Origin of the sequence: Herbaspirillum sp. VT-16-41, from assembly GCF_001994935.1 — a bacterium.
Classification (GTDB): domain Bacteria; phylum Pseudomonadota; class Gammaproteobacteria; order Burkholderiales; family Burkholderiaceae_D; genus Herbaspirillum; species Herbaspirillum frisingense.
Map to the genome: position 1 here is coordinate 34,586 of NZ_MUXB01000099.1, position 23,323 is coordinate 57,908.

Sequence of the window (23,323 nt, forward strand, 5' to 3'; positions counted from 1 at the left end):
TCACTTGCCCTGACCCGACCACGCAACACGCATGACCACCACGCTCACCGCCTGCCCGGCACCGGCCAAGCTCAATCTGTTCCTGCACGTGACCGGCCGCCGTCCGGATGGCTATCACCTGCTGCAATCGGCCTTCCAGTTGATCGACCGGTGCGATACGCTGGACTTCGCCCTGCGCGACGACGGCCGCATCGTCAGGACCAATGAGGTGGCGGGCGTGCCGGCCGAGTCCGATCTGGTGATCCGCGCGGCGCACCTGCTGCGCGAGGCCAGCGGCAAGCCCCACCTGGGCGCCGACATCACCGTGCACAAGATTCTGCCCATGGGCGGTGGCGTCGGCGGTGGCTCATCGGACGCGGCGACCACGCTGATGGTCTTGAATCATCTGTGGAATTGCGGATACAATCGCGCCTCTCTGATGGAGATGGGCCTGAAACTGGGCGCCGACGTTCCCTTCTTCCTGTTTGGCCGCAATGCATTCGCAGAAGGCGTGGGTGAAGAGCTGGCGGCACTGCGCACCGCGGATTGCTGGTTCGTGGTCATCGAACCAGGCGTATCTGTTCCAACTTCTTTAATATTTTCTTCAAAGTTGTTGACAAGGGATACCGAACCCGTCAGAATAACGGACTTTCCTGATGCGACGAAACAAATCGCTTCCAGCTTCGGGAAGAACGATCTGGAAATGGTGGCAACTGCGCATTTCCCCGAAGTTGCAGCGGCAGTCGAATGGCTGAGCAGGTTCGGGAGCGCAAGAATGACCGGATCTGGCGCCTGTGTGTTTTGTGCATTCGAACACGAACATCAGGCAGACGAAGTGCTCAAGCAATTGCCTTCGCGCTGGATCGGCTGGAAAGCCAAAGCGATGCAGGAACATCCTCTCGCCCATTTAGTGCAGTCGTAAAGAAGAATTGGTTTGACGTGAGCGCAGCGCCTGGCATAGAGCGCGCGACACGGCGAGCAGCAAGTTGCGTAGGGGAATCGCCAAGCTGGTTAAGGCACCGGATTTTGATTCCGGCATTCCAAGGTTCGAATCCTTGTTCCCCTGCCATTTAATTCGGACAGGCCGCAGTACAGGCCCGGGTCCAGTCAGAAAAATAAGCCGTCAATGTGAGACCGATCAAGTCAAGCATTGTCGGCTTTTCGACTTTTTAACGATTGCATTCAGGGATACCCACATGGCACTTGAGAACCTGATGGTTTTTACGGGCAACGCCAACCCCGAACTGGCGCGCGGCGTCGCTGAGAAACTCGGTATCCCGCTGGGCAAGGCCAATGTTTCCAAGTTCTCCGACGGCGAAGTCATGGTCGAGATCAATGAAAACGTTCGCGGCAAGGACGTCTTCGTGCTGCAGTCCACCTGCGCACCGACCAATGACAACCTGATGGAAATCATGATCATGGTCGACGCTCTGAAGCGCGCTTCGGCCGGTCGCATCACTGCCGCCATCCCCTACTTCGGTTATGCCCGCCAGGATCGCCGCCCGCGTTCGGCACGGGTGGCCATCTCGGCCAAGGTCGTGGCCAACATGCTGCAGGAAGCCGGCGTCGAACGCGTCCTGATCATGGATCTGCACGCAGACCAGATCCAGGGCTTCTTCGACATCCCGGTGGACAACATCTACGCCTCGCCCATCCTGCTGGGTGACCTGGTCAACAAGAACTACGACGACCTGCTGGTGGTCTCGCCTGACGTCGGCGGCGTGGTGCGCGCCCGCGCGCTGGCCAAGCGCCTGAACTGCGACCTGGCCATCATCGACAAGCGTCGTCCCAAGGCCAACGTCTCCGAAGTGATGAACATCATCGGTGAAGTCGAAGGCCGCAACTGCGTCATCATGGATGACATGGTGGACACCGCCGGCACCCTGACCAAGGCTGCCGAGGTGCTGAAGGAACGTGGCGCCAAGAAGGTCGTGGCCTACTGTACCCACCCGGTGCTGTCGGGTCCGGCCATCGACCGCATCGCCAATTCGCCCCTGGACGAACTGGTGGTAACCGATACCATCCCGCTGTCGCCGGCTGCACGTGGCTGCGCCAAGGTACGCCAACTGACCTGCGCGGACCTGCTGGCCGAGACCTTCAAGCGCATCACCAAGGGTGACTCGGTGATGTCGCTGTTCGCCGAATAAGATTTTGCATTCGCCTCGCTGCGGTTTTCCGTGGCGAGGTTTTTTCATATTCCCTGGTCGCGGGGAATATTTAACTTGCGGGGCAACCGTCGATTGAATGATTCAACGACGAGCCCTGCCAACATTGGAGCTTCAACATGAAAGTGATCGCCTTTCCGCGTAATGAACAGGGCACCGGAGCGAGCCGCCGCCTGCGTCGCGCGGGTCAAACCCCGGGTATCGTCTACGGTGGCACTGCTGCCCCGCTGAACATCGCCGTTGACCACAACGCGCTGTACCACGCACTGAAGAAGGAAACCTTCCACTCGTCCATCCTGGACCTGGAAATCGACGGCAAGGTCGAACAAGTGCTGCTGCGTGACTTCCAAGTCCACGCTTTCAAGCAATTGGTCCTGCACGTTGACTTCCAACGCGTGGACGCTTCCCAGAAGCTGCACACCAAGGTGCCCCTGCACTTCGTGAACGCTGAAGTGTCGCCGGCCGTCAAGCTGCACGCCGGCATCATCAGCCACGTGGCTGCTGAACTGGACGTGACCTGCCTGCCGAAGAACCTGCCTGAGTTCATCGAAGTCGACCTGTCCAAGCTGGACGTCGGCCAATCGATCCACCTGGCTGACCTGAAGCTGCCCAACGGCGTGACCGCCGTCACCCAGGAAAACCTGACCATCGCCACCGCCACCGTGCCGGCCGGTCAAGTTGCCGCTGAAGGTGAAGCTGCTGCTGGCGGCGCCGAAGAAGCCAAGTAATCCGCTTTCTTCCGCTGCAAGAAAAAACCCGCCGAATCTGATTCGGCGGGTTTTTTCGTTAACAGCGCGGGCTCGCGCGCCGCCGTCATCGTGATTACTTCCGGCCCGCTTCGCCAGCTACCGCAGCCGCCGTCGGATTGCCCGTCACCGCGACTTAATAAACCTCCGCTTTCTCTGGACTATGACTACCAGTGTTTTCTTCCACAGACCGCCCCTGAGCTTCGAGAAACCAGAAATCTCCGTACTGAATCCAATCCAACAAGTATTGGTTTTTCAGGGTGATATTGATAGGTTTTCCGCCAATGGGAGTTGATAACTGAATTGGGCCAAAGGATGCACCATCCGAAATATCGTAATCCCAGCATTTAGCATCTTTTCTAGTGGGCTGGACCAACCGGCGCATGTCGGTCATCACCAGCGCAAGCCCCTCTTGAGCATGGCCACCGCCAACGTATTGCTCCAAAATTGCAAGATCTTCATAGACATCTTTCATAAAAATGTCCGTGGCACCTCTTGGATTTCCCGATGATGCCAATGTCTTGTAGCACTTCATTTCTATCGCGATTCGATGCTCCTGCTCCCCTGCTTTTCCTTTAAACAAAACATCAATTTCGCACGAGCCGTTTTCTAGCCGCACTCCAGTTTCAAGCTCCAATGCAAATACCTCAGATTTGTGAAAGGCAATAAGAGGCAAAAGTTGCTGCAGTATGTAGCTGAACTGCAGCTGCATCGACGCTTCTTTATTGACCTCAATAACACCCCCTCCGACCTTCCGGGCAAATAGAGACCAAGCAAAGCTAACGGCGGCCCGCATGCGATGAGGCAGGTAATCCGATTCGATATTGATAGCGTTGCTCATACTTGTTGAGATGTACGGTGGAATTGCTTACTAAGCCTATCTACGGCAAGACATCAAAAAGGGACGCCTGCCCCATCTTTGGGACTGGGGTGTGACCATATGTGATAGGTGACGAGCCGTGTCCCATCGACGTCAGCCGATACAAACCAACCCGGTGAAGCCCACCTGTTTCCGACTCCTGCATGGTCCAGCTTCTAACGATATGCCAACCCTCGGCCCTTAGCTCAGAAATCCTTGGTCGTGGATCTACGATCTCCAAGAAGCGTACGGCCTCCATTGTCGTCACACTCCCTCGTTTCTGTATGGTCTCCAGGAGACGTTGACGCTGCTCATACGAGGTGTTTCCTGGCCATGCTTTCACTATGTGCTGAAAGCCACTCTTGGCATCCGGCGGTTCGCTGTTCTTACCCATGATTGTCTTTTCAGGATTATTCATGGGTCGCATTATCAAATCGCTCGCGATAATTGACGTTACAAGAAAGATTGAAGCTATGGGTGAATTTCCCCCGGAGGAAATAGGGCCGAAATCGGCTATATTTCCTCCGCTTTTTTATTCATTTTCATTCGGCCGCATGCCAAGCTCAGTGGCTGCGGCATTAAGAACACCTATCAGTGTGGAAGCTGCCGTTGAATCGGCCATTCCCTTCGCCAGCTCAAGCATTTCAAGCAATCGCGCTGCGTCAGTTTTTTCTGGAGAAGCCGAAAGCCGAATGCGTTTCGCCACGCTCAGCCGGCTAATCAAGAGATGCGTGTCAACCTCGGCACTGACGGCAGATTTCCTTTTTAGCTGAACCTGGGCCTTGATTTTTTCACGCTCAGTGTTGGACAGAATCTCTCGAACCTGGCGCTCGTCGGTTTCCTCCCAAGCCTGTGCAGCAACGCCGGCGATAAACCTCACAGGAAAATCATCAACCAACCCATACAAAGATTCAGCCAGATGCAGCACAAAGCTACGACGCGGCAAGTTGGGCAATCTGCCCGCGCCTCGAGGAGCAACCGTTGATGGTGCCTCGGCTAGCCTAGCTAGCGGTACTTGAAATTCTTGACTGCGAGCTTCAGGGATGAGCCACGATCGGCCTGCTTTATCAAGCTGTGACTTTAACGCCGCCGCTTGATGTTGCAATGAATCAACTTCGGATTTTGCCGGGGGAATCCTTACATCCTCCCCGCAGCAGGAAAGAAAGGAGTTGGCCACAGCGGTGACAGCTGAAACTTGGAGCACGACCCCCTTGGACAACACAGTACGTTTGAAGAAAGTACGTGCGTCAGGGCTACGCTGGATGCTCAAGAACCATTCTGATGAGGCTCTCTCGCATATTTCTAACGCGAGGAAGTTGCCCGCCTCCAAGCAACATCTCTTAAGCAATATATTTTCTTGCGCAACAATCATATCCATCACCGTTGAGACTCGTGTCGACAGAGGTATTGTGCCCCAAGTCAGTACAATCTTGCGTCTACCAAGAAGCCCGCTTTATAGCGGGCTTCGTTTAAGGGAGCTACACCGGCACCAACGTCTGCATGCGATCGATAGACTTCACTATGCGCCTGCCCGTGTCCTCAAGTCCTCATTAATGCCGCTTCGAGCTTAATATTCATTTCACCAATCAATTTCAACAACTGCGGCAAATTCATTCCACGCTTAATGTACACACGCCGCCATGCACTATCAATATGTGTAGAAAATCTTGGCTCAACAAGCGCCAGTTGTTTTCGTAGAAACTCAGCTTCTTCATGCGTGCTTGCATGCTTTCCGTTCCAACATAAGCTCAAGGAGAACTTAGTTCGCTCCTGATCCGTGTAACGCACATTCATAAAGACTGGCCACCAGCCATCCGTTTCAAATTGCTTCCATCCAGACGGGCATAAATCAAGTCTCTTTCTCTTGAGGAAAATGCTATCGGAAGGGAGCGTTGGATTTTCCTCCAGAATTGTGGCCTTTACAGACGCCATTCCCTTTGTCTCCCTCAGTAAAGCGATTGCACTCTTATTCTGGAGCAGGAACAAGAGATTGTTATCCTCCTGCCGATTCTCTAACCATACTTTTTCAGTTCTCTTTGGGGTCATCTCAGACAAGAACCGCATCGCGGCTGGATAGGTACGGTGCAAAGCCGTGGCAATTTTCAGAGAAGCAGAGTTGGCAGGGCTCTCCCACTCTGTTTGTCGATTACAGTAGCTCACAACTAACCTGGCTGCAGAATTACCTCTCTGAACATGCATTAATGCGCGCCTCGCTGACGTCTGAAGCCATTCATAGCCCAGATGCAGCCAAGTGTCAGAGCATGCACGCGATGTTGTATCTTCGCTATCGTACTTCCTATCCAAGGCTAGATACACTTGGGAATAGCCCTTAAGCTTCGGATTCTCGGCGACGAACTTCGAGAAGTTAGCTCGATAGAGATTAAGTTGCTTCTCCGTGTGACCAGAACCAGCTTTGTTCTCGATAAGTAAGACAAATTTGTTTTGTTCGTCGATAACAAATAAATCAACCCGCTCGCTAGCGGCGATACCGAGTTCACGCGCGGTGAATGCCGCACCAAAGGATGTCGTTCTGATACGAGAAGGCGTCCACTTCGAGAAAAATTGGGAAGTAGAGCAGCGTCCGTCTAGTCCACTGTCTCCACTGGCTACCTGGGTAGACGCATGAGTGAGCAAATCACGGAGAATTTCATCGCCTTGCCCATGGCCTTCTCTTGCGTCAAACATCCAAGCAAGGATGTCAGAATGCTGATTTTCAGTCAGAGATATCACGTCCAACACCTCGTCGCCCGTCCGCTGTAGCTCGCAAAGTTCAACAAGTTGTGGATCAGCCATCAATTCATCAATGGATTCATGCAGGTCTTTTGTAGTCATATTTTTCGACGTTAGTACGTTCATAAACATGGCCGAGCAACTTCCCCGACCCTTCCCTTTAGATAAATTCAGCCACAGCTAACCAAGCTGCGCTGCTCTTTTTTTAGTAAGACATTCCCATACGCACGCATAGCCAGAGAGTATTGAGGGGCATAGGCTTCGTAGTCATTCAGCGCAACCTGGAAGATGCTTTCGGGGAATTCGGTGACCGTGATACCCAGTTTGGGCAACCAGCTTGGCCAGGCGTAATAGGCATTGCCGGCTGGCTTGCCACGCCCGTAGGGCGTACTTGAATGGGATGTCTGGACGATATGCACCATGTTGGTCGGCACCACGCGACGCAGGGTGATGGCGATAACGAATACCAGCAACAGCACGACGGCGACAACGGCCGCAATCAGACTCAACTGCAAGATGCTCATACCTCTCCTTGTGGATGAAAGAACGGTCGCCGTAGAGCAGCAATCCGTAGATCAGACATCGCGCGCGCGGTGCTTTTGCTGCCGGCAGTGTTACGCCGGGCGCAGCGCAATTTCCGGGGGGTTCTCATCCTACAGGAGCTTTCCATGTTGCAATACCTGCACCATTGTCGAAAAAAGAGGGCCGCTCCCGCCACGACAGACGGAGCAGCCCTTATTGACTCAGCCCCGGCTCTTGAGCCAGGCCTCGCGCTGGCGCACCGTCGCCACCGGCTTGGGCAAGGCCTTCAGGCTCACCTGCGGCGCCGTATCCGCCTTGAGCTTGACGTTGAATTCCATCAGTTCATCACGACGGAAGGCATGCACACGCACCGTATCGTTGAGTCGGTAACGCGCCAGCAAGCCATCGGGACCGGATGCAGGCACACGCAAGCCATCGATGGCCACCAGCTTGTCTCCGGCCGACAGGCCCGCCTGCATCGCAGGGCCGCCTTCGTACAGTGCTGCCAGCTTGGCGTCGCTGCCTTCCTTGGTGATGCGCGCGCCCAGCCAGGGCTTGGCGTCCGCCGGCAACGCAGCCTCATAGGCCAGTCCGAAGGCCGGCAGCAACGCTTCCAGCGGGACGTCCTCGGTACCGCGGATGTAGCGGTCGTGGAAGCGCTTGAGGTCGACGCCGGCGAATTGCTCCATCAGCTCCAGGATGCCCTCTTCCGGCACGCCCCGCGGCTTGCCCTGGTAGAAGTCGCGGCCAAAACCGGTCCACAGTGCGCGCATGACATCGTCCAGCGAACGGCGGCCGCCGGTTTGCTGGCGGATCGTCAGGTCCAGTCCCATGGCCACCAGCGAACCCTTGGTGTAATAGCTGACGATGGCATTGCTGGCGTTTTCGTCCTGACGGTAATACTTGACCCAGGCATCGAAGCTGGATTCGGCCACGCTCTGCTTCTTGCGACCGCTGCCGCGCAGCACGCCGGTGATGGTCTTGCCGATCAGCTTCAGATAGTTGTCGGTATCGATGACGCCGGTACGCACCAGGAACAGGTCGTCGTAATAGCTGGTGAAGCCCTCGAACAGCCATAGCAGGGAGGTGTAGTTCTCCTGGCGCAGGTCGTAGGGGGCGAATACGGCTGGCTTGATGCGCTTGACGTTCCAGGTATGGAAATATTCGTGGCTGCACAGGCCCAGGTAGGTACGGTAGCCATCGGTCTGCTCCGGCTTGCCCTTGACCGGGAGGTCGGCGCGCGAGCAGATCAGGGCGGTGGAAGCACGATGCTCCAGGCCGCCGTAGCCATCGCCGACGGCCAGCGTCATGAAGACATAGCGGTCCATGGGCGCGCGCTTGGTACGTGGCTCGAAGAAGGCGATCTGGGCTTCACAGATCTTCTTGAGGTCGTCGCACAGGCGCGCCATGTCGAGATTGGGCACGCGGCCGGTGATGACCACGTCATGCGGCACGCCATGCGCCTGGAAGCTGGCCAGGGTGAAATCGCCGATTTCCACCGGATGATCGATCAGCTCATCGTAGTTCTGCGCCACATAGGTGCCAAAGCCATAGCGCTTGGCCTTGAGTTCAGCCATGGCCGTGGCGACGCGCCAGCGCTTGAACTGCTCGCCCTCGGGACGGCGGATCTCCACCACCTGCTGAGCCTGCTCGAAACCATGCGCGGCCAGGAACACGCTGGTGCCATTGAAGAAGCCATGGGTCTCGTCCAGGTGCGCGGTGCGCACCGACAGGTCCCAGGCATAGACCTGGTAATGCAGGGTGAGCGCGCCCTTGCAGGGAGCGGCTTGCCAGGTGTGCTTGTCCAGCTTCCTGACCTGCACCTTGCGACCGGCTGACTCACCGCGCAAGGCCACGATGTTCTTGCCGAACTCGCGGATCATGTAGCTGCCCGGAATCCAGGCCGGTAGCGAAAACACCTGGCCCTCCGGCGCTGGCGAATCGACTGTGACGCTGACCTCATAGACATGGGAGGCGGGATTGAGGGAAGTGATGCTGTAGCGGATCGGGGTGGCCATTGCAGTGTGGAGATGATGCCGGCGGGCGGCGATGGCCCATTTTACACGCGGCAAAAATAAAAAAACCGGACCGACTTGCGTCGGCCCGGGTCCAGGGTCAAATGAAGCTAACCGTTAAAACTATTTAAATCATATAAATCGTTTGATGCAGTCCGCCATGCGGGATCAGCGCGGCAGCAGCGAGCTGCCCATCAGGAACTCGTCCACTGCGCGTGCGCACTGGCGCCCTTCGCGGATCGCCCACACCACCAGCGACTGGCCACGACGCATGTCCCCTGCAGCAAAGACCTTGTCCACCGAGGTCTTGTAGCAGCCTTCGCCATCGGTGGTGGCCTTGGCGTTGCCGCGGGCATCCTTGTCCACGCCGAAAGCCTCCAGCACCTGCGCCACCGGCGAGACGAAGCCCATGGCCAGCAGCACCAGATCAGCCTTGATCTCGAATTCCGAATCGGGGACTTCCACCATCTTGCCGTCCTTGAACTCGACGCGCGCGGCGATGAGCTTCTCGACCTTGCCGCCCTTGCCTTCCAGGCGCTTGGTGGTGACCGCGAAATCGCGCTCGCAACCTTCTTCGTGCGAGGAAGAGGTGCGCAGCTTGATCGGCCAGTAGGGCCAGACCAGCGGCTTGTTTTCGGATTCCGGCGGTTGCGGCATCAGTTCGAACTGGGTCACGGACGTAGCGCCGTGACGGTTGGAGGTACCGACACAGTCGGAGCCGGTGTCACCACCGCCGATGACGACCACGTTCTTGCCGGTGGCCATGATCTGGTTCTTCAGCTTATCGCCGGCATTGACCTTGTTCTGCAGCGGCAGGAAGTCCATGGCGAAATGCACGCCCTTGAGCTCGCGCCCCGGCACCGGCAGGTCACGCGGGGACTCGGCGCCACCGGCGATGATGACGGCGTCGAATTCCTTCTTCAGTTCGTCGGGGGAGACGGTTTCCTTGGACCAGTTGTTGACGGTCTCGGGGAAATCCTTGCCCACGAAGACGCTGGTACGGAAGGTCACGCCTTCGGCCTTCATCTGTTCCACGCGCAGGTCGATGTGCGACTTTTCCATCTTGAAGTCGGGGATGCCGTAACGCAGCAGGCCACCCACACGATCACTCTTCTCGAACACGGTCACGTCGTGACCGGCGCGTGCCAGCTGCTGGGCAGCGGCCATGCCGGCGGGGCCGGAGCCGACCACGGCGACCTTCTTGCCGGTCTTGACGGCGGCCGGCTGCGGCACCACCCAGCCGTTTTCCCAGCCCTTGTCGATGATGAAGTGCTCGATCGACTTGATGCCCACGGCGTCATTGTTGATGCCCAGGGTGCAGGCGGCTTCGCAGGGTGCCGGGCAGATGCGGCCGGTGAACTCGGGGAAGTTGTTGGTCTGGTGCAGGGTATCCAGGGCTTCCTTGTAGTTGCCGCGATAGACCAGGTCATTCCAGTCGGGAATGATGTTGTTGACCGGGCAGCCGTTGTTGCAGAAGGGGATGCCGCAGTCCATGCAACGCGCGCCCTGGATCTTGGCGTCGGCGTCGCTCAGGTGCAGGACGAATTCCTTGTAGTGCTTGGTGCGCGCTGCTGGCGCTTCACTGGCCTCTTTCAGGCGCTGGTATTCCATGAAACCGGTTGCTTTTCCCATTTTCCTCTCACATTCTCGCTAAGGATGCGGCGGGCGGCGCTCTTCATTTCTGGCGCCACGCCCGCCGGCGTGCTTGATTGACTCGAAAGTTACGCTGGCTGATGACGATCAGGCAGCGACCTTCTCCTTCTTCGATTGGGCAGCGGCGGCCAGCTCGGCCAGCGCACGCTTGTACTCCGTCGGGAACACCTTGACGAACTTGGCACGCGATGCCGCCCAGTTATCCAGCAGGTAGCGCGCACGCGTGCTGCCGGTGTACTTGAAGTGACGCTCAATCAAGCCGCGCAGGATGGCTTCGTCGGTCTGGCGATCGCCACCGCGCAGCAGGCTGTGCCAGATGTCGCGGTTGACGGTCTGTTCCTGTTCGGTGTCCGACAGGACCTTTTCCAGGCTGACCATGGCGGTGTTGCACTTGCCGGCGAAATCACCTTCCGGGTCATACACGTAGGCGATGCCGCCCGACATGCCGGCTGCGAAGTTGCGACCGGTATTGCCCAGCACCACCACGGTGCCGCCGGTCATGTATTCACAACCGTGGTCGCCGGTGCCTTCCACCACGGCGGTGGCGCCCGAATTACGCACTGCGAAACGTTCGCCGGCCACGCCGTTGATGAAGGCTTCGCCATTGATGGCGCCATACAGCACGGTGTTACCGGAGATCATGTTGTCCACGGCGCGGCCACGGAACTCGGTGTTGGGACGCACGATGATGCGGCCACCCGAGAGGCCCTTGCCGACGTAGTCGTTGCCTTCGCCGACCAGATCCAGGGTCACGCCCTTGGCCAGGAAGGCGCCCGCCGACTGGCCTGCGGTACCTTGCAGCTGGATGTGGATGGTGTCATCCGGCAGGCCTTCGTCGCCGTAACGCTTGGCGACTTCACCCGAGAGCATGGCACCGACGGTACGGTTGAGGTTCTTGATCGGAGAGATGAAGGAAACCTTCTCGCCCTTTTCCAGCGCGATCTTGGCTTGCGCGATCAGCTTGTGGTCCAGTGCCTTGTCCAGGCCGTGATCCTGAAAGTCGGTGTGATACACCGGCAGCTTCGACTCCGGCTGATGGAAGATGCGGCTGAAGTCCAGACCCTTGGCCTTCCAGTGGGCGATGGCCTTGGAACGGTCCAGCAGGTCGGCGCGGCCGATCAGCTCGTCGAACTTGCGGATACCCAGCTGGGCCATGATCTGGCGCGCTTCTTCGGCGATGAAGAAGAAGAAGTTGACCACGTGTTCCGGCTTGCCGGAGAACTTGGCGCGCAGCACCGGATCTTGCGTGGCCACGCCCACCGGGCAGGTGTTCAGGTGGCACTTGCGCATCATGATGCAGCCTTCGACCACCAGCGGTGCGGTGGCGAAACCGAATTCGTCCGCGCCCAGCATGGCGCCGATGACGACGTCACGACCGGTCTTCATCTGGCCGTCGGCCTGCACGCGGATGCGGTTGCGCAGGCCGTTCAGGACCAGGGTCTGTTGGGTTTCGGCCAGGCCCAGTTCCCACGGCGAGCCGGCATGCTTGATCGAGGACAGCGGCGAAGCGCCGGTGCCGCCATCATGGCCAGCGATGACCACGTGGTCCGACTTGGCCTTGGCCACGCCGGCCGCCACGGTACCCACGCCCACTTCAGAGACGAGCTTGACCGAGATCGAGGCACGCGGATTGACGTTCTTCAGGTCGTGGATCAGCTGCGCCAGATCTTCGATGGAGTAGATGTCGTGGTGCGGCGGCGGCGAGATCAGGCCCACGCCCGGCACCGACACGCGCAGCTTGGCGATGTATTCGGAGACCTTGTGGCCCGGCAGCTGACCGCCTTCACCCGGCTTGGCACCCTGCGCCATCTTGATCTGGATCTGGTCGGCGGAGATCAGGTATTCGGCGGAGACGCCGAAACGGCCCGACGCCACCTGCTTGATGCGCGAGCGTAGCGAATCGCCTTCCTGCAGCGGGATATCGACTTCGATGTGTTCGCGACCGATTTCCGAGGCCAGGGTGGCGCCCTGCTTGATGGGGATGCCCTTCAACTCGTTGCGGTAGCGGTTGACGTCCTCGCCACCTTCGCCGGTGTTGGACTTGCCGCCGATGCGGTTCATGGCGATAGCCAGGGTGGCGTGGGCTTCGGTCGAGATCGAGCCCAGCGACATGGCGCCGGTGGCGAAGCGCTTGACGATTTCCTTGGCCGGTTCCACTTCATCGATGGAGATGGCGCGCGACGGATCGATCTTGAACTCGAACAGGCCACGCAGCGTCATGTGGCGCTTGGACTGGTCGTTGATGATCTGGGCGTATTCCTTGTAGGTGTTGTAGCTGTTCGAACGGGTCGAGTGCTGCAGCTTGGCGATCGCGTCCGGGGTCCACATGTGCTCTTCGCCGCGGATGCGGAAGGCGTATTCGCCACCGGCGTCCAGGGCGTTGGCCAGCACCGGGTCGCTGCTGAAGGCGGCGGTGTGCAGGCGCAGTGCCTCTTCGGCCACTTCGAACACGCCGATACCTTCGACGTTGGAGGCGGTGCCCTTGAAGTACTTGTCCACCAGCGCCTTGGACAGGCCGATGGCTTCGAAGATCTGCGCGCCGCAGTAGGACATGTAGGTCGAAATGCCCATCTTGGACATGACCTTCAGCAAGCCCTTGCCGACTGCCTTCTGGAAGTTGTAGATGGCCTTTTCCGGCGACAGGTCGCCCGACAGGCCCTTGGCCATGTCGGACAGGGTGTCCATGGCCAGGTAGGGGTGGATGGCTTCGGCGCCATAACCTGCCAGCAGGGCGAAGTGGTGCGTTTCGCGGGCCGAGCCGGTTTCCACCACCAGGCCGGTGGAGGTGCGCAGGCCCTTGCTGACCAGGTGCTGGTGGATGGCGGAGGTGGCCAGCAGTGCCGGGATGGGCAGCTGGTCGGCATCGACCTTGCGGTCCGAGATGATCAGGATGTTGTGGCCCGACTTGACCGCATCCACGGCCTTGGCGCACAGCGAGGCCAGGCGGGCTTCGATGCCCTCCTTGCCCCAGGCGACGGGGTAGCAGATGTTCAGTTCATAGGACTTGAACTTGCCGCCGCTGTGGGCGCTGATGTTGCGCAGCTTGGCGATGTCGTCATAGTCCAGCACCGGTTGCGACACTTCCAGGCGCATCGGCGGGTTGATGTTGTTGGTGTCCAGCAGGTTGGGCTTGGGGCCGATGAAGGACACCAGCGACATGACCAGCGCTTCGCGGATCGGGTCGATCGGCGGGTTGGTCACCTGGGCGAACAGCTGGCGGAAGTAGTTGTAGAGCGTCTTGTTCTTGTTGGACATGACGGCCAGCGGCGAGTCATTGCCCATGGAACCGATGGCTTCCTCACCGCCCGTGGCCATGGGGGCCATCAGGAACTTGATGTCTTCCTGCGTGTAGCCGAAGACCTGCTGCAGGTCCAGCAGCTTCAGCGGCGACGACGGCTGGCGTGCCTCTTCCTTCAGTTCGTCCAGCTTGACGCGCACCGAGTTGATCCACTGCTTGTAGGGCTTGGCGTTGGCGTAGGTATCCTTCAGTTCCTTGTCGTCGATGATGCGGCCGGCGTCCAGGTCGATCAGGAACATCTTGCCCGGTTGCAGGCGCCACTTCTGGATGATCTTGGATTCGGGAATGGGCAGCACGCCGGATTCGGACGCCATCACCACCAGGTCGTCATCGGTGACGATGTAGCGTGCCGGACGCAGGCCGTTACGGTCGAGCGTACCGCCGATATGGCGACCATCGGTGAAGGCCAGCGCGGCCGGGCCGTCCCACGGCTCCATCATGGCGGCGTGGTATTCGTAGAAGGCGCGACGATTGTCGTCCATCGAGGTGTGGTTTTCCCAGGCTTCGGGCACCATCATCATCATCGCCTGCGGCAGCGGATAGCCGGCCATGACCAGCAGTTCCAGCGCGTTGTCGAAGCTGGCGGTGTCGGACTGGCCTTCATAGATCAGCGGGAACAGCTTCTTCAGGTCCGAACCCAGCACGGCGGACTGCATCACGCCTTCGCGGGCGCGCATCCAGTTGAAGTTGCCCTTGACGGTGTTGATTTCACCGTTGTGGGCGATCAGGCGGTACGGGTGGGCCAGCGGCCATTCCGGGAAGGTGTTGGTGGAGAAGCGCTGGTGCACCAGGGCCAAGGCCGAGACACAGCGCTCGTCCTGCAGGTCCTTGTAGTACACGCCGACCTGGTCGGCCAGCAGCAAGCCCTTGTAGACCACGGTACGGGCCGACATCGAGGGCACGAAGAATTCCTTGCCGTGCAGCAGGTTCAGCGCCTGGATGGCGTGACCGGAAGACTTGCGGATCACGTAGAGCTTGCGTTCCAGCGCGTCGGTCACCATCACGTCGGGGCCACGGCCGATGAAGATCTGGCGGATCACCGGCTCTTTTTCACGCACGGTGGGGGACATCGGCATGTCGCGGTCCACCGGCACATCGCGCCAGCCGAGCACGATCTGGCCTTCGGCCAGCACGGCGCGTTCGATTTCCTGTTCACAGGCGATGCGGGAGGCGTTTTCCTTGGGCAGGAACACCATGCCCACGCCGTATTCGCCGGGCGGCGGCAGGTCCACGCCCTGCTTGGCCATCTCTTCGCGGTAGTACTGGTCGGGAATCTGGATCAGGATACCGGCACCATCGCCCATGAGCGGGTCGGCACCGACCGCGCCCCGGTGATCCAGGTTCTTCAGAATGAGCAAACCCTGGTCAACGATGGAATGGGATTTCTTGCCCTTGATATGGGCGATGAAACCGACGCCACAGGCGTCATGTTCATTTGCTGGGTCGTAAAGGCCTTGCGCGTGCATAACGGAACTCCACCACATTGACAGTAAGGATTTGAAGAATAGTGCACTGCACCCAATAGTTCAATGAAAATAATTAGGGTCTGAGTGCAATTTTAATCCCTAGAAATTTCAGGATTTTTTAATTGGGGACAGAGTTATTGCAAACGAGTGCAAGTCATTGATCACAAAACAAAAATTTTAATGACTACGCATCCTGGGTTGCCGCCGCGTCTTCGTCGTCGATGACCACCCGCACGTTGGCAGGCCGGCCACGCTTGGCTGGACTGACGCGTCGATGGGTCTGGCGCTCCAGGCCCTGCTTGAAATCTTCCGAGCCCAGCGCCCAACCCTTGAGCGTGGCATCGGTGATGCGCTCCACTTCGGCTCGCGCCAGCCCATCTTCGGTGAGCTGTCGATAGGCGATCTCGCGATCGAAAGGAGTGTTGCCAATCGACCAATATTGAGGGTGGTCGGTGATCAGGCCATCCTGCTTGGCCCCGATGTGATGCATGTAGCTGGACCACGGGTACTCCCCGGGGCTGGCCACCAGGCCATTGCGCACGGGGTTGAGCTCGATGTAACGGCAGACGGCGAGCAGGTAGAGCTCGGCGTCGATGACGGTGGCACGATAGCGCCCCTGCCACAGCGTGCCACTGCGCCCATGCTTCTGGTTGAAATAGGGAACATAGTGGCGCCCTATCCACTGCATCATCCGTGCCAGGCCCTGGTCATCGGCAGGCGTAGCCAGCAGGTGCAGGTGATCCGGCATGAGCACGTAGGCATGTACCGCCACCTTGAATTGCCGCGCAGCATCCTTGAGCCAGCCCAGGAAAGCCTGGTGATCGTCGGCATCGCGGAAGATGACCAGACCGTCATGACCGCGTTGGATAATGTGATGAGGCTGGTTGGGAACGACGAGACGGGGAAGGCGGGCCATGGCGAACGCTGCAAACCGGTAGGGAGGAGGCGCTATTCTAATGCACTCCGTCCCCAATAAAAGCGCGTTGCCGAATCGGCATGACCGAATTGCAAAAATCCGGAATCATCTCGAACGGTGACGAGCATAAAAAAACCGGCCAGATTGCTCCAGCCGGTCAAGCCCCACGTTGATCTGTCTGCAAGTGTCGTTAGCTGGCGCTCTTTTCCTTACCTCTGGTCATCACCAGGCTGGCGATGATGGAAATCAGCAGGATGGCGCCCACGATGGACAGCGACACCAGCACCGGCACGTGGAACCAGTAGGCCAGCAACATCTTGCCGCCCACGAACAGGAGCACCAGGGCCAGGCCGTACTTGAGCAGGTGGAAGCGCTCTGCCGAATCAGCCAGCAGGAAGTACAGCGCCCGCAAACCCATGATGGCGAACATGTTCGACGTGAAGACGATGAACGGATCATTGGTAATGGCGAAGATGGCCGGGATGCTGTCCACCGCGAAGATCACGTCGGAAATTTCGATCAGCAGCAGAACCAGCATCAGCGGGGTGAAATAGCGCACGCCATTGATGCGGGTGGTGAACTTTTCACCGTCGTAGTCGTTGCTGATCTTCATATGACCACGCAACCAACGCAGCAGCGGGTTATCGCCCAGGTCGGCTTCCTTGTCGGCGAAGATCAGCATCTTCACGCCGGTGAAGACCAGGAAGGCACCGAAGACGTACAGGATCCAGCTGAACTGCGCGATCATCCAGGCACCCAGCAGGATCATCACGGCACGCATGACGATGGCACCCACCACGCCGTACAGCAGCACGCGGCGCTGCATCTCGGGCGGCACGGCGAAGTAGCTGAAGATCATCAGGAAGACGAAGATGTTGTCGACCGACAGCGCCTTCTCGATCAGGTAGCCGGAGAGGAACTCGGCACCCTTCTGGTTGGCGAATTCACGGCCGACGTTGGCATCCAGGTACCACCACATCAGGCCGGCGAACAGGAAGGCCAGCGACACCCAGCCCAGCGACCAGCCCAGTGCCTCCTTGGGAGTGACGCGGTGGGCATGGCGGCCGCCGAGGGCGAACATGTCCAGCGCCAGCATGCCCAGCACGAATACGATGAAACCGCCCCACATGGGCAGGCTTGCGAAACTCTCTACGCCGTTCACGATAGACCTCTCTCTTCTTTTCTATTTTCTGACTGCATTGATGCGTGATGGGTGGCCGGACTCAGTCGAAATCGAAGATCTCGCCGAGGAAGCCCTTTTTCCTGCGCTTGTGATCATGACCGTAGCTGCCGTGGTCATGGCGAGTGCCATGGCCGAAGCGCGGGTCGTAGCCCGGCGGCTGCGGCTGCTGTGGCATCGGCACGCGTACTTGCTGCGGCACCGGTGCTGCCGCCGTCATCTGGCTGGCTGCAGAGCGCTCGATCAGTTTGTCCAGCTCGCCGCGATCAAGCCATACACCGCGGCATTGTGGGCAGTAATCGATCTCGATGCCCTGGCGCTCCGAGATCAGCAGGTTGTGAGATGTACAGACGGGACATTTCATCAGGCTTCTCCTTGATGTCAGTGATGGCAACTGCGGCAGACATGTTGATAACTCATGTTCACACCGGACAAGGCGCTACTTTAGGCCAAAGCCTGATGAATGAAAATTCGAATATTCTGAGATAATCCATCGGAAAAACCGAAGTATTGAAAGCGGGAGTTCCACATGGCCAGCCTCAACTACAAGCATCTGCACTACTTCTGGACGGTCGCCAAGAGCGGTGGCGTGGCACGCGCCGGCGAACGGCTGCATCTGACGGCGCAGACCATCAGCGGCCAGATCAGCCTGTTCGAGGAAAGCCTGGGCTACAAGCTCTTCAAGCGGGTGGGCCGGCGGCTGGAGCTCAACGATGAGGGGCGCATGGTGTTCGATTATGCCGAACGCATCTTCAGCCTGGGCGAAGAACTGGAAGAAGCGCTGCGCCTGCGCCCTGGCGGACGCGCCCTGCAGTTACGTGTCGGGGTGGCCGACGCGGTGCCCAAGGCGATTGCCTACCTGCTGCTGGAAAGCGCACTGGCCATGCCGGACCCGATCCGCATCATCTGCCGCGAAGGCAAGCTCGACGTGCTCCTGGCTGACCTCGCCATCCACAAGCTGGACATCATCATTGCCGACAGCCCCATGCCGCCCAATGTAGACGTGCGCGGCTACCACCACCTGCTGGGAGAGTGCGACACCAGCTTCTTCGCCACGCCCGAGCTGGCCCGGCGCTATCGCAAGGATTTCCCGCGCAGTTTCGATGGTGCGCCCTTCCTGATGCCCGGCGAGGACGCCGCCGTCAGGCCGCGCCTGCTGCGCTGGTTCGAAAAGGAAAAGATCCGCCCGCAGATCAGCGGCGAATTCGACGACGGTGCGCTGCTGCTGGCCTTCGGCGACGCCGGCGCCGGCATCTTTGCCGCACCGTCCGCCATCGCCGCGCAGATCCGCAAGCAGTACGGACTGGTGGAAATCGGCAGGACCGATGCCATCCGCGAACAGTTCTATGCCATCTCGGTGGAGCGCAGACTGACGCATCCTGCGGTGCTGGCCATCCAGTCGGCCGCACGCGGCAACCTGCTGGTCGGCAGCGCGGGCAGCAAGTCCGAAGAGCCACCTGCTCGGCGCAAAGCCACAACGGCCGCAGATGGGCGCCGGGGCTGAACCTGGAAGGTCAAGCAGACAAGAATCACCACGGGGATATCGGCAACGGCGAGCATATGCACTCACTAAACATCACAGGCCTTACACGAACCGCCCATCACGAGGAAACAAGGCTGACGGGGTAGCTCGTCACAGATTTGGGACGTCCGAAAAAAGCGGAAGTACAAAAGAAAAACCCCACGTCCCTTGCGAGCCGTGGGGTAAATCCCATTCTCGGGGGGGAGAATGGAGGGGGAACTTCAATATAGGGAAATCAATGTGCCGTCGCAGCGGTTTTTACAAATGGTTACACCCTCTTTATATGCTGCACGGCAGTACATATTTGCATCAATCCATATGATCAAATATATCAAACACTCGCCATAAGTAAAGAACGCAACGCCAGGAAGGACGCGGAGTAGCGATCCCGTCTACTGATCAGATAAGTGGTGACACGACCATCGCGGCCCAGCGAGTGGGTGGCGAACCCATGGGGCTCCATCTGCATTGCGATCACCGAGCGCGGCACCACGGCCACGCCGGCCCCGGCCGCCACGCACGCCAGGATGGCGTGATAGGACGCCAGCTCCAGCGTACGCACCGGCACACCACCACGACCATGGGTGGCAAACCAGGTCTGCGCGTGGCGACGATAGGCGCAGCCCTGCTCGAAGACGATCAGCGTATCCAGCGTGACATCCTCCGGCGAGCGCACCCGGCGATGGCTGCGCGGTGTCACCAGCATGAGTTCTTCCTTGAACAACGGCGTGGCATCGAAGGCCGGATCATCCAGATGACCGGCCACCAGTGCAGCATCAAGCTTGCAGGCGCGGACCTGGGCCACCAGCACGTCAGTGGGCGCGGTGGAGAGCTCCAGACGCACTTCCGGCCAGCGTTGGTGGAATTCGGCCAGGGGCGTCGGCAACCGGCTGGCAGCAGTGCTTTCCATCGACCCGATGCGCAGCCGACCGCGCGGGCTCTGCGGAGCGACAGCGTGGCGAGCCTCCTGCACCAGATCGAGGATGCGCTCGGCGTAATCCAGCAGCGCCTCGCCAGCCGCGGTCAGGACCAGGCGCCGGCGGTCGCGGACGAACAGCGGCACGCCCATGGACTCCTCCAGTTGCTTGATGCGCGTAGTCACATTCGACTGCACCCGGTTCAGGCGCTCGGCCGCCCGGGTCACGCCGCCCTCGGCCACCACGGTGCGGAAAATCTCCAGTTCAGCCAGTTCCATGCGGTTCTCCTGCCTTTTCCTGTGTTCTCGAAAAAAGATGAAGTCATTCTAATTATTCATTTTTTCGAATGACCGGAAAACGATAGCATAGACACCTATCCCTGACACTCCCCCCATCCATCGATCGCCGCCATGACCGCCATCCCTCCCTCCGCCCGCCCCCTCGCCACCCCATCCCGCCACGGCATGGCATGGAAGGTCTGCCTGTCGGGCATGGTGGCGCTGTCGGTGGCCATGGGGATCGGTCGCTTCGCCTTCACGCCGCTGCTACCGATGATGCTGCACGAGGGCAGCCTGTCACTGCAGATGGGCGGCTGGCTGGCCACGGCCAACTACCTGGGTTATTTCGCTGGCGCCATGCTGTGCGCCTTCCATCGCAGCAAGCGCGGCGTGGCAATGCTGCGCGGCGGGCTGGTGGTGACCATCCTGCTCACCCTGGGCATGGGCGTGCTGCATCAGGATTGGGCCTGGTTGTGGATGCGCTTTCTCTCCGGCGTGGCCAGCGCTTACGTATTCGTCTACACCGCCGGCTGGTGCCTGCAGCAGCTGACACAACTGGACCGGCCGGAACTGGGCGGGGTCATTTTCTGCGGCCCCGGCCTGGGGATCGCCATCACCGGGCTGCTTTCCGGCCCCATGATCGCGGCCGGCTGGCTGGCCGCGGGCGGCTGGATCGCCTTTGGCGTCATTGCACTGGCCCTGACAGCAGTCGTCTGGAAATCCTTCAGCTTCGATGCCGGTCGCGGCCTGAGCGTGCACAGCGACCCGCTCCATGGCGAAGCATCCAAGGCCGTCGAGAGCGCACAGCAAAAACGTGAAGTGCTGGTGCAGGTGATCGCCTATGGCATTGCCGGCTTCGGCTACATCATCACCGCCACCTTCCTGCCAGTGATCGCGCGCCAGGCGCTGCCGGGCTCGGCCTGGCCGGACTATTTCTGGCCCATCTTCGGCCTGTCGGTCGCGCTGGGGGCCTTCAGTGCCACCCGTTTACCGGTACAGGGCGATCAGCGCCTGCTGCTGACCGGCGCCTATCTGATGCAGGCGGCCGGAGTGCTGCTATCGATCCTCTTCCCCAATGCGCTGGGTTTCGCGCTGAGCTGCCTGTTGCTGGGCCTGCCCTTCACCGCCATCACCCTGTTCGGCATGCGCGAGGCGCGCCGCCTGCGCAAGGAACAGGCCAGCAGCCTGATGGCCCTGATGACGGCCGCCTACGGCATCGGCCAGATTGCCGGACCGCCGCTGGCCACCGCACTGGTGCACGGCAGCGGGTCCTTCACGCCTTCGCTGTGCGTGGCGGCGGCCACCTTGCTGATCGGTGCCGGGCTGTATTACCGCCTGACGCGCAGCCATCCGTTGCCACGCCAGGCCGCCTGAATGAAAAAACGCCCGCGACATCCACGGTCGCGGGCGCATCCCTGCTGCATTCCCGATCAGCGGAACGCCGGTTCCGCAAAGCTGCGCAACTTGCGGCTGTGCACCTGTTCGATACCATTGTTGCGCAACAGCTCCAGCGCGCGGATACCGATCTGCAAGTGCTGCGCCACGCGCTGCTCGTAGAAGGTATTGGCCATGCCGGGCAGCTTGATCTCGCCGTGCAGCGGCTTGTCCGACACGCACAGCAAGGTGCCATAAGGAACCCGGAAGCGGAAGCCGTTGGCCGCGACAGTGGCGCTTTCCATGTCCAGCGCAATGGCGCGACTCTGCGAAAAACGCAGCAGCGGCATGCGGTGGTCACGCAACTCCCAGTTGCGATCATCGACTGAGGCCACGGTACCGGTGCGCATGATGCGCTTCAATTCATAACCTTCCAGCCGGGTGATGCTGGCCACTGCATCCTGCAGCGCCAGTTGCACTTCGGCCAGCGCCGGAATCGGCACCCACAGCGGCAGGTCGTCATCGAGCACGTGGTCATCGCGTACATAGGCGTGCGCCAGCACATAATCCCCCATCCGCTGCGACGCCGACAGCCCGGCGCAATGTCCCAGCATCAGCCAGCCATGCGGACGCAACACCGCCACGTGGTCGGTGACCGTCTTGGCATTGGAAGGACCGACACCGATGTTGACCAGCGTGATACCACTGCCATCGGCCCGCTGCAGGTGATAGGCCGGCATCTGCGGCTGGCGTGCCGGTGCCACGCCGGAAGCGGCACGCGTCTCCAGGCCTTCCTGATTGGCGCTCCAGGTGGTGACATTGCCGGGCTCCACGAAAGCGGTGTACTGACGCCGATAGGCCAGTTCCTCCGGGTCGTCGGTCGGCTCCATCAGGCGCCGACCGAGGCGTACGAACTCATCGACGTAGAAGGCATAGTTGGTGAACAGCACATAGCGCTGGAACTGGTCCGGCGAGGTCGCCGTGTAATGGCGCAGGCGATGCAGTGAATAGTCGATGCGCGGCCCGGTGAACAAGGCCAGCGGATGCACACCCTCGCGCCAGGCGCCGTTGTCTACCTCGTAGCTGCCGTTGGCGATGCGATCGTCCATGGTCGCCAGGTCCGGCAGATCGAAGTAGTCGGGCAAGGTACGCAGGTGCTCAGGATCGAGGCTGCCCTCGACGTGTATGCCCTCGGGGAAGGCGAAATGTACCGGAATGGGCATGTCGCTCACACCGATTTCCAGTGGCACCTCATGGTTCTGCAGCACCAGCTTGAACTGCGCCAGCAGGTACTGGTGGAACAACTGCGGTCGCGTCAGCGTGGTCTCGTAACAGCCAGGGCCGGCCACGAAGCCGAAGGACTGGCGGGTATCGGTATGGGTGGATTTTTCGGTGGTGATGCGCACGAAGGGATAGCAGGCGCGCACCCGCTGCGACATGCCCTGCCCGCTGGAGAACTGGCGGAAGGCATCGCGCAGGATGGCGGTGTTGTGCTCATAGATCTCCAGCACGCGTGCGTAGGCGGCTTCGGGATTGGTGAATTTTTCTGTGGCAAACATCGTGTTCTCCATCATTGCCGCGCGCCGCGCCGGTGTGGGGTCGAACTGCGCTGGAGCGGCGCGGCCGGTCTGGCCGGTCATTCATCGAAACAACTTGTGCGCAGCACCATCTTACCTGAGAGCGGCGCGTTTCATGCAGCACGC

The 23,323-nt window shown here is 59.8% G+C and carries 18 protein-coding genes and 1 tRNA gene; 6 read left to right on the plus strand and 13 right to left on the minus strand.

Translation table 11 applies throughout. From position 1 onward, the window contains the following. The first annotated feature begins 31 nt into the window (after positions 1-31). The 4 genes from ispE (at position 32) to BTM36_RS08640 (ending at position 2,872) form a co-directional block, all read left to right on the plus strand. Positions 32-901 carry a 4-(cytidine 5'-diphospho)-2-C-methyl-D-erythritol kinase gene (ispE, locus tag BTM36_RS08625; RefSeq protein ID WP_077235946.1) on the plus strand — a complete coding sequence of 290 codons (870 nt, stop codon included), beginning with the start codon at positions 32-34 and terminating at the stop codon, positions 899-901. 70 nt (positions 902-971) lie between these two features. After that, positions 972-1,048: transfer RNA gene (locus tag BTM36_RS08630), tRNA-Gln, on the plus strand. 127 nt (positions 1,049-1,175) lie between these two features. After that, positions 1,176-2,126, plus strand: coding sequence for a ribose-phosphate pyrophosphokinase (locus BTM36_RS08635; RefSeq protein ID WP_006465127.1), 951 nt, complete (start codon positions 1,176-1,178; stop codon positions 2,124-2,126). Positions 2,127-2,263: 137 nt separating this feature from the next. Continuing rightward, on the plus strand, positions 2,264-2,872 hold the full coding sequence (locus BTM36_RS08640; RefSeq protein ID WP_006465128.1) for a 50S ribosomal protein L25/general stress protein Ctc: 609 nt from the start codon (positions 2,264-2,266) through the stop codon (positions 2,870-2,872). A gap of 154 nt (positions 2,873-3,026) precedes the next feature. Here BTM36_RS08640 and BTM36_RS08645 read toward each other — a convergent pair whose 3' ends face one another. The 11 genes from BTM36_RS08645 to BTM36_RS08695 form a co-directional block, all read right to left on the minus strand. Next, complete coding sequence (locus BTM36_RS08645; RefSeq protein WP_077235947.1) at positions 3,027-3,731, minus strand: hypothetical protein; 705 nt, start codon at positions 3,729-3,731, stop codon at positions 3,027-3,029. 40 nt (positions 3,732-3,771) lie between these two features. Beyond that, on the minus strand, positions 3,772-4,176 hold the full coding sequence (locus BTM36_RS29255) for a helix-turn-helix domain-containing protein (protein ID WP_306460534.1): 405 nt from the start codon (positions 4,174-4,176) through the stop codon (positions 3,772-3,774). A gap of 105 nt (positions 4,177-4,281) precedes the next feature. Continuing rightward, positions 4,282-5,130: a hypothetical protein gene (locus BTM36_RS27720; protein ID WP_139347110.1), complete on the minus strand. Its 849-nt coding sequence runs from the start codon at positions 5,128-5,130 to the stop codon at positions 4,282-4,284. A gap of 158 nt (positions 5,131-5,288) precedes the next feature. Continuing rightward, positions 5,289-6,581 (minus strand): PD-(D/E)XK nuclease family protein, encoded by a 1,293-nt coding sequence (locus BTM36_RS08660; protein ID WP_254426963.1) that lies wholly within the window; start codon positions 6,579-6,581, stop codon positions 5,289-5,291. A gap of 68 nt (positions 6,582-6,649) precedes the next feature. After that, a complete protein-coding gene (locus BTM36_RS08665; RefSeq protein WP_254426964.1) occupies positions 6,650-7,003 on the minus strand; it encodes a hypothetical protein in 354 nt (117 codons plus the stop codon). 219 nt (positions 7,004-7,222) lie between these two features. After that, positions 7,223-9,019, minus strand: coding sequence for a M61 family metallopeptidase (locus BTM36_RS08670; RefSeq protein ID WP_077235950.1), 1,797 nt, complete (start codon positions 9,017-9,019; stop codon positions 7,223-7,225). Positions 9,020-9,184: 165 nt separating this feature from the next. Further along, positions 9,185-10,648 (minus strand): glutamate synthase subunit beta, encoded by a 1,464-nt coding sequence (locus BTM36_RS08675; protein ID WP_077235951.1) that lies wholly within the window; start codon positions 10,646-10,648, stop codon positions 9,185-9,187. Between the two features lie 108 nt (positions 10,649-10,756). Then, entirely contained in the window at positions 10,757-15,433 is a 4,677-nt protein-coding gene (locus BTM36_RS08680; RefSeq protein WP_077235952.1) for a glutamate synthase-related protein, read from the minus strand. A 184-nt stretch (positions 15,434-15,617) separates the two neighbouring features. Then, positions 15,618-16,349, minus strand: coding sequence for a transposase (locus tag BTM36_RS08685; RefSeq protein WP_077235953.1), 732 nt, complete (start codon positions 16,347-16,349; stop codon positions 15,618-15,620). A gap of 190 nt (positions 16,350-16,539) precedes the next feature. Beyond that, on the minus strand, positions 16,540-17,511 hold the full coding sequence (locus BTM36_RS08690) for a TerC family protein (protein WP_077235954.1): 972 nt from the start codon (positions 17,509-17,511) through the stop codon (positions 16,540-16,542). A gap of 61 nt (positions 17,512-17,572) precedes the next feature. Further along, entirely contained in the window at positions 17,573-17,893 is a 321-nt protein-coding gene (locus BTM36_RS08695) for a zf-TFIIB domain-containing protein (protein ID WP_077235955.1), read from the minus strand. A 165-nt stretch (positions 17,894-18,058) separates the two neighbouring features. On the opposite strand from BTM36_RS08695, the gene nhaR reads away from it, so the two are divergent. Further along, on the plus strand, positions 18,059-19,033 hold the full coding sequence (gene nhaR, locus BTM36_RS08700; RefSeq protein WP_077235956.1) for a transcriptional activator NhaR: 975 nt from the start codon (positions 18,059-18,061) through the stop codon (positions 19,031-19,033). Positions 19,034-19,382: 349 nt separating this feature from the next. Here nhaR and BTM36_RS08705 read toward each other — a convergent pair whose 3' ends face one another. Then, the gene (locus BTM36_RS08705) at positions 19,383-20,246 is read right to left on the minus strand and encodes a LysR substrate-binding domain-containing protein (protein WP_006465617.1); all 864 of its coding nucleotides are present in this window, start codon (positions 20,244-20,246) and stop codon (positions 19,383-19,385) included. 132 nt (positions 20,247-20,378) lie between these two features. Between BTM36_RS08705 and BTM36_RS08710 the strand changes: the two genes are divergently transcribed. Continuing rightward, the gene (locus BTM36_RS08710) at positions 20,379-21,620 is read left to right on the plus strand and encodes an MFS transporter (protein ID WP_077235957.1); all 1,242 of its coding nucleotides are present in this window, start codon (positions 20,379-20,381) and stop codon (positions 21,618-21,620) included. A gap of 56 nt (positions 21,621-21,676) precedes the next feature. On the opposite strand, the gene BTM36_RS08715 is transcribed toward BTM36_RS08710, so the two are convergent. Continuing rightward, positions 21,677-23,179, minus strand: a complete 1,503-nt coding sequence (locus BTM36_RS08715; RefSeq protein WP_077235958.1) for an AMP nucleosidase — start codon at positions 23,177-23,179, stop codon at positions 21,677-21,679. Positions 23,180-23,323: the final 144 nt, after the last annotated feature.

Bases quoted from the DNA above. Each gene is read 5' to 3' on its own strand.
- ispE (WP_077235946.1), top strand. From the start codon at position 32: ATGACCACCACGCTCACCGCCTGCCCGGCACCGGCCAAGCTCAATCTG.
- BTM36_RS08645 (WP_077235947.1), bottom strand. From the start codon at position 3,731: ATGAGCAACGCTATCAATATCGAATCGGATTACCTGCCTCATCGCATG.
- BTM36_RS08635 (WP_006465127.1), top strand. From the start codon at position 1,176: ATGGCACTTGAGAACCTGATGGTTTTTACGGGCAACGCCAACCCCGAA.
- BTM36_RS29255 (WP_306460534.1), bottom strand. From the start codon at position 4,176: ATGCGACCCATGAATAATCCTGAAAAGACAATCATGGGTAAGAACAGC.
- BTM36_RS08695 (WP_077235955.1), bottom strand. From the start codon at position 17,893: ATGAAATGTCCCGTCTGTACATCTCACAACCTGCTGATCTCGGAGCGC.
- nhaR (WP_077235956.1), top strand. From the start codon at position 18,059: ATGGCCAGCCTCAACTACAAGCATCTGCACTACTTCTGGACGGTCGCC.
- BTM36_RS08665 (WP_254426964.1), bottom strand. From the start codon at position 7,003: ATGAGCATCTTGCAGTTGAGTCTGATTGCGGCCGTTGTCGCCGTCGTG.
- BTM36_RS08705 (WP_006465617.1), bottom strand. From the start codon at position 20,246: ATGGAACTGGCTGAACTGGAGATTTTCCGCACCGTGGTGGCCGAGGGC.
- BTM36_RS08680 (WP_077235952.1), bottom strand. From the start codon at position 15,433: ATGCACGCGCAAGGCCTTTACGACCCAGCAAATGAACATGACGCCTGT.
- BTM36_RS08710 (WP_077235957.1), top strand. From the start codon at position 20,379: ATGACCGCCATCCCTCCCTCCGCCCGCCCCCTCGCCACCCCATCCCGC.
- BTM36_RS08670 (WP_077235950.1), bottom strand. From the start codon at position 9,019: ATGGCCACCCCGATCCGCTACAGCATCACTTCCCTCAATCCCGCCTCC.
- BTM36_RS08640 (WP_006465128.1), top strand. From the start codon at position 2,264: ATGAAAGTGATCGCCTTTCCGCGTAATGAACAGGGCACCGGAGCGAGC.
- BTM36_RS08660 (WP_254426963.1), bottom strand. From the start codon at position 6,581: ATGACTACAAAAGACCTGCATGAATCCATTGATGAATTGATGGCTGAT.
- BTM36_RS08715 (WP_077235958.1), bottom strand. From the start codon at position 23,179: ATGTTTGCCACAGAAAAATTCACCAATCCCGAAGCCGCCTACGCACGC.
- BTM36_RS08685 (WP_077235953.1), bottom strand. From the start codon at position 16,349: ATGGCCCGCCTTCCCCGTCTCGTCGTTCCCAACCAGCCTCATCACATT.
- BTM36_RS08675 (WP_077235951.1), bottom strand. From the start codon at position 10,648: ATGGGAAAAGCAACCGGTTTCATGGAATACCAGCGCCTGAAAGAGGCC.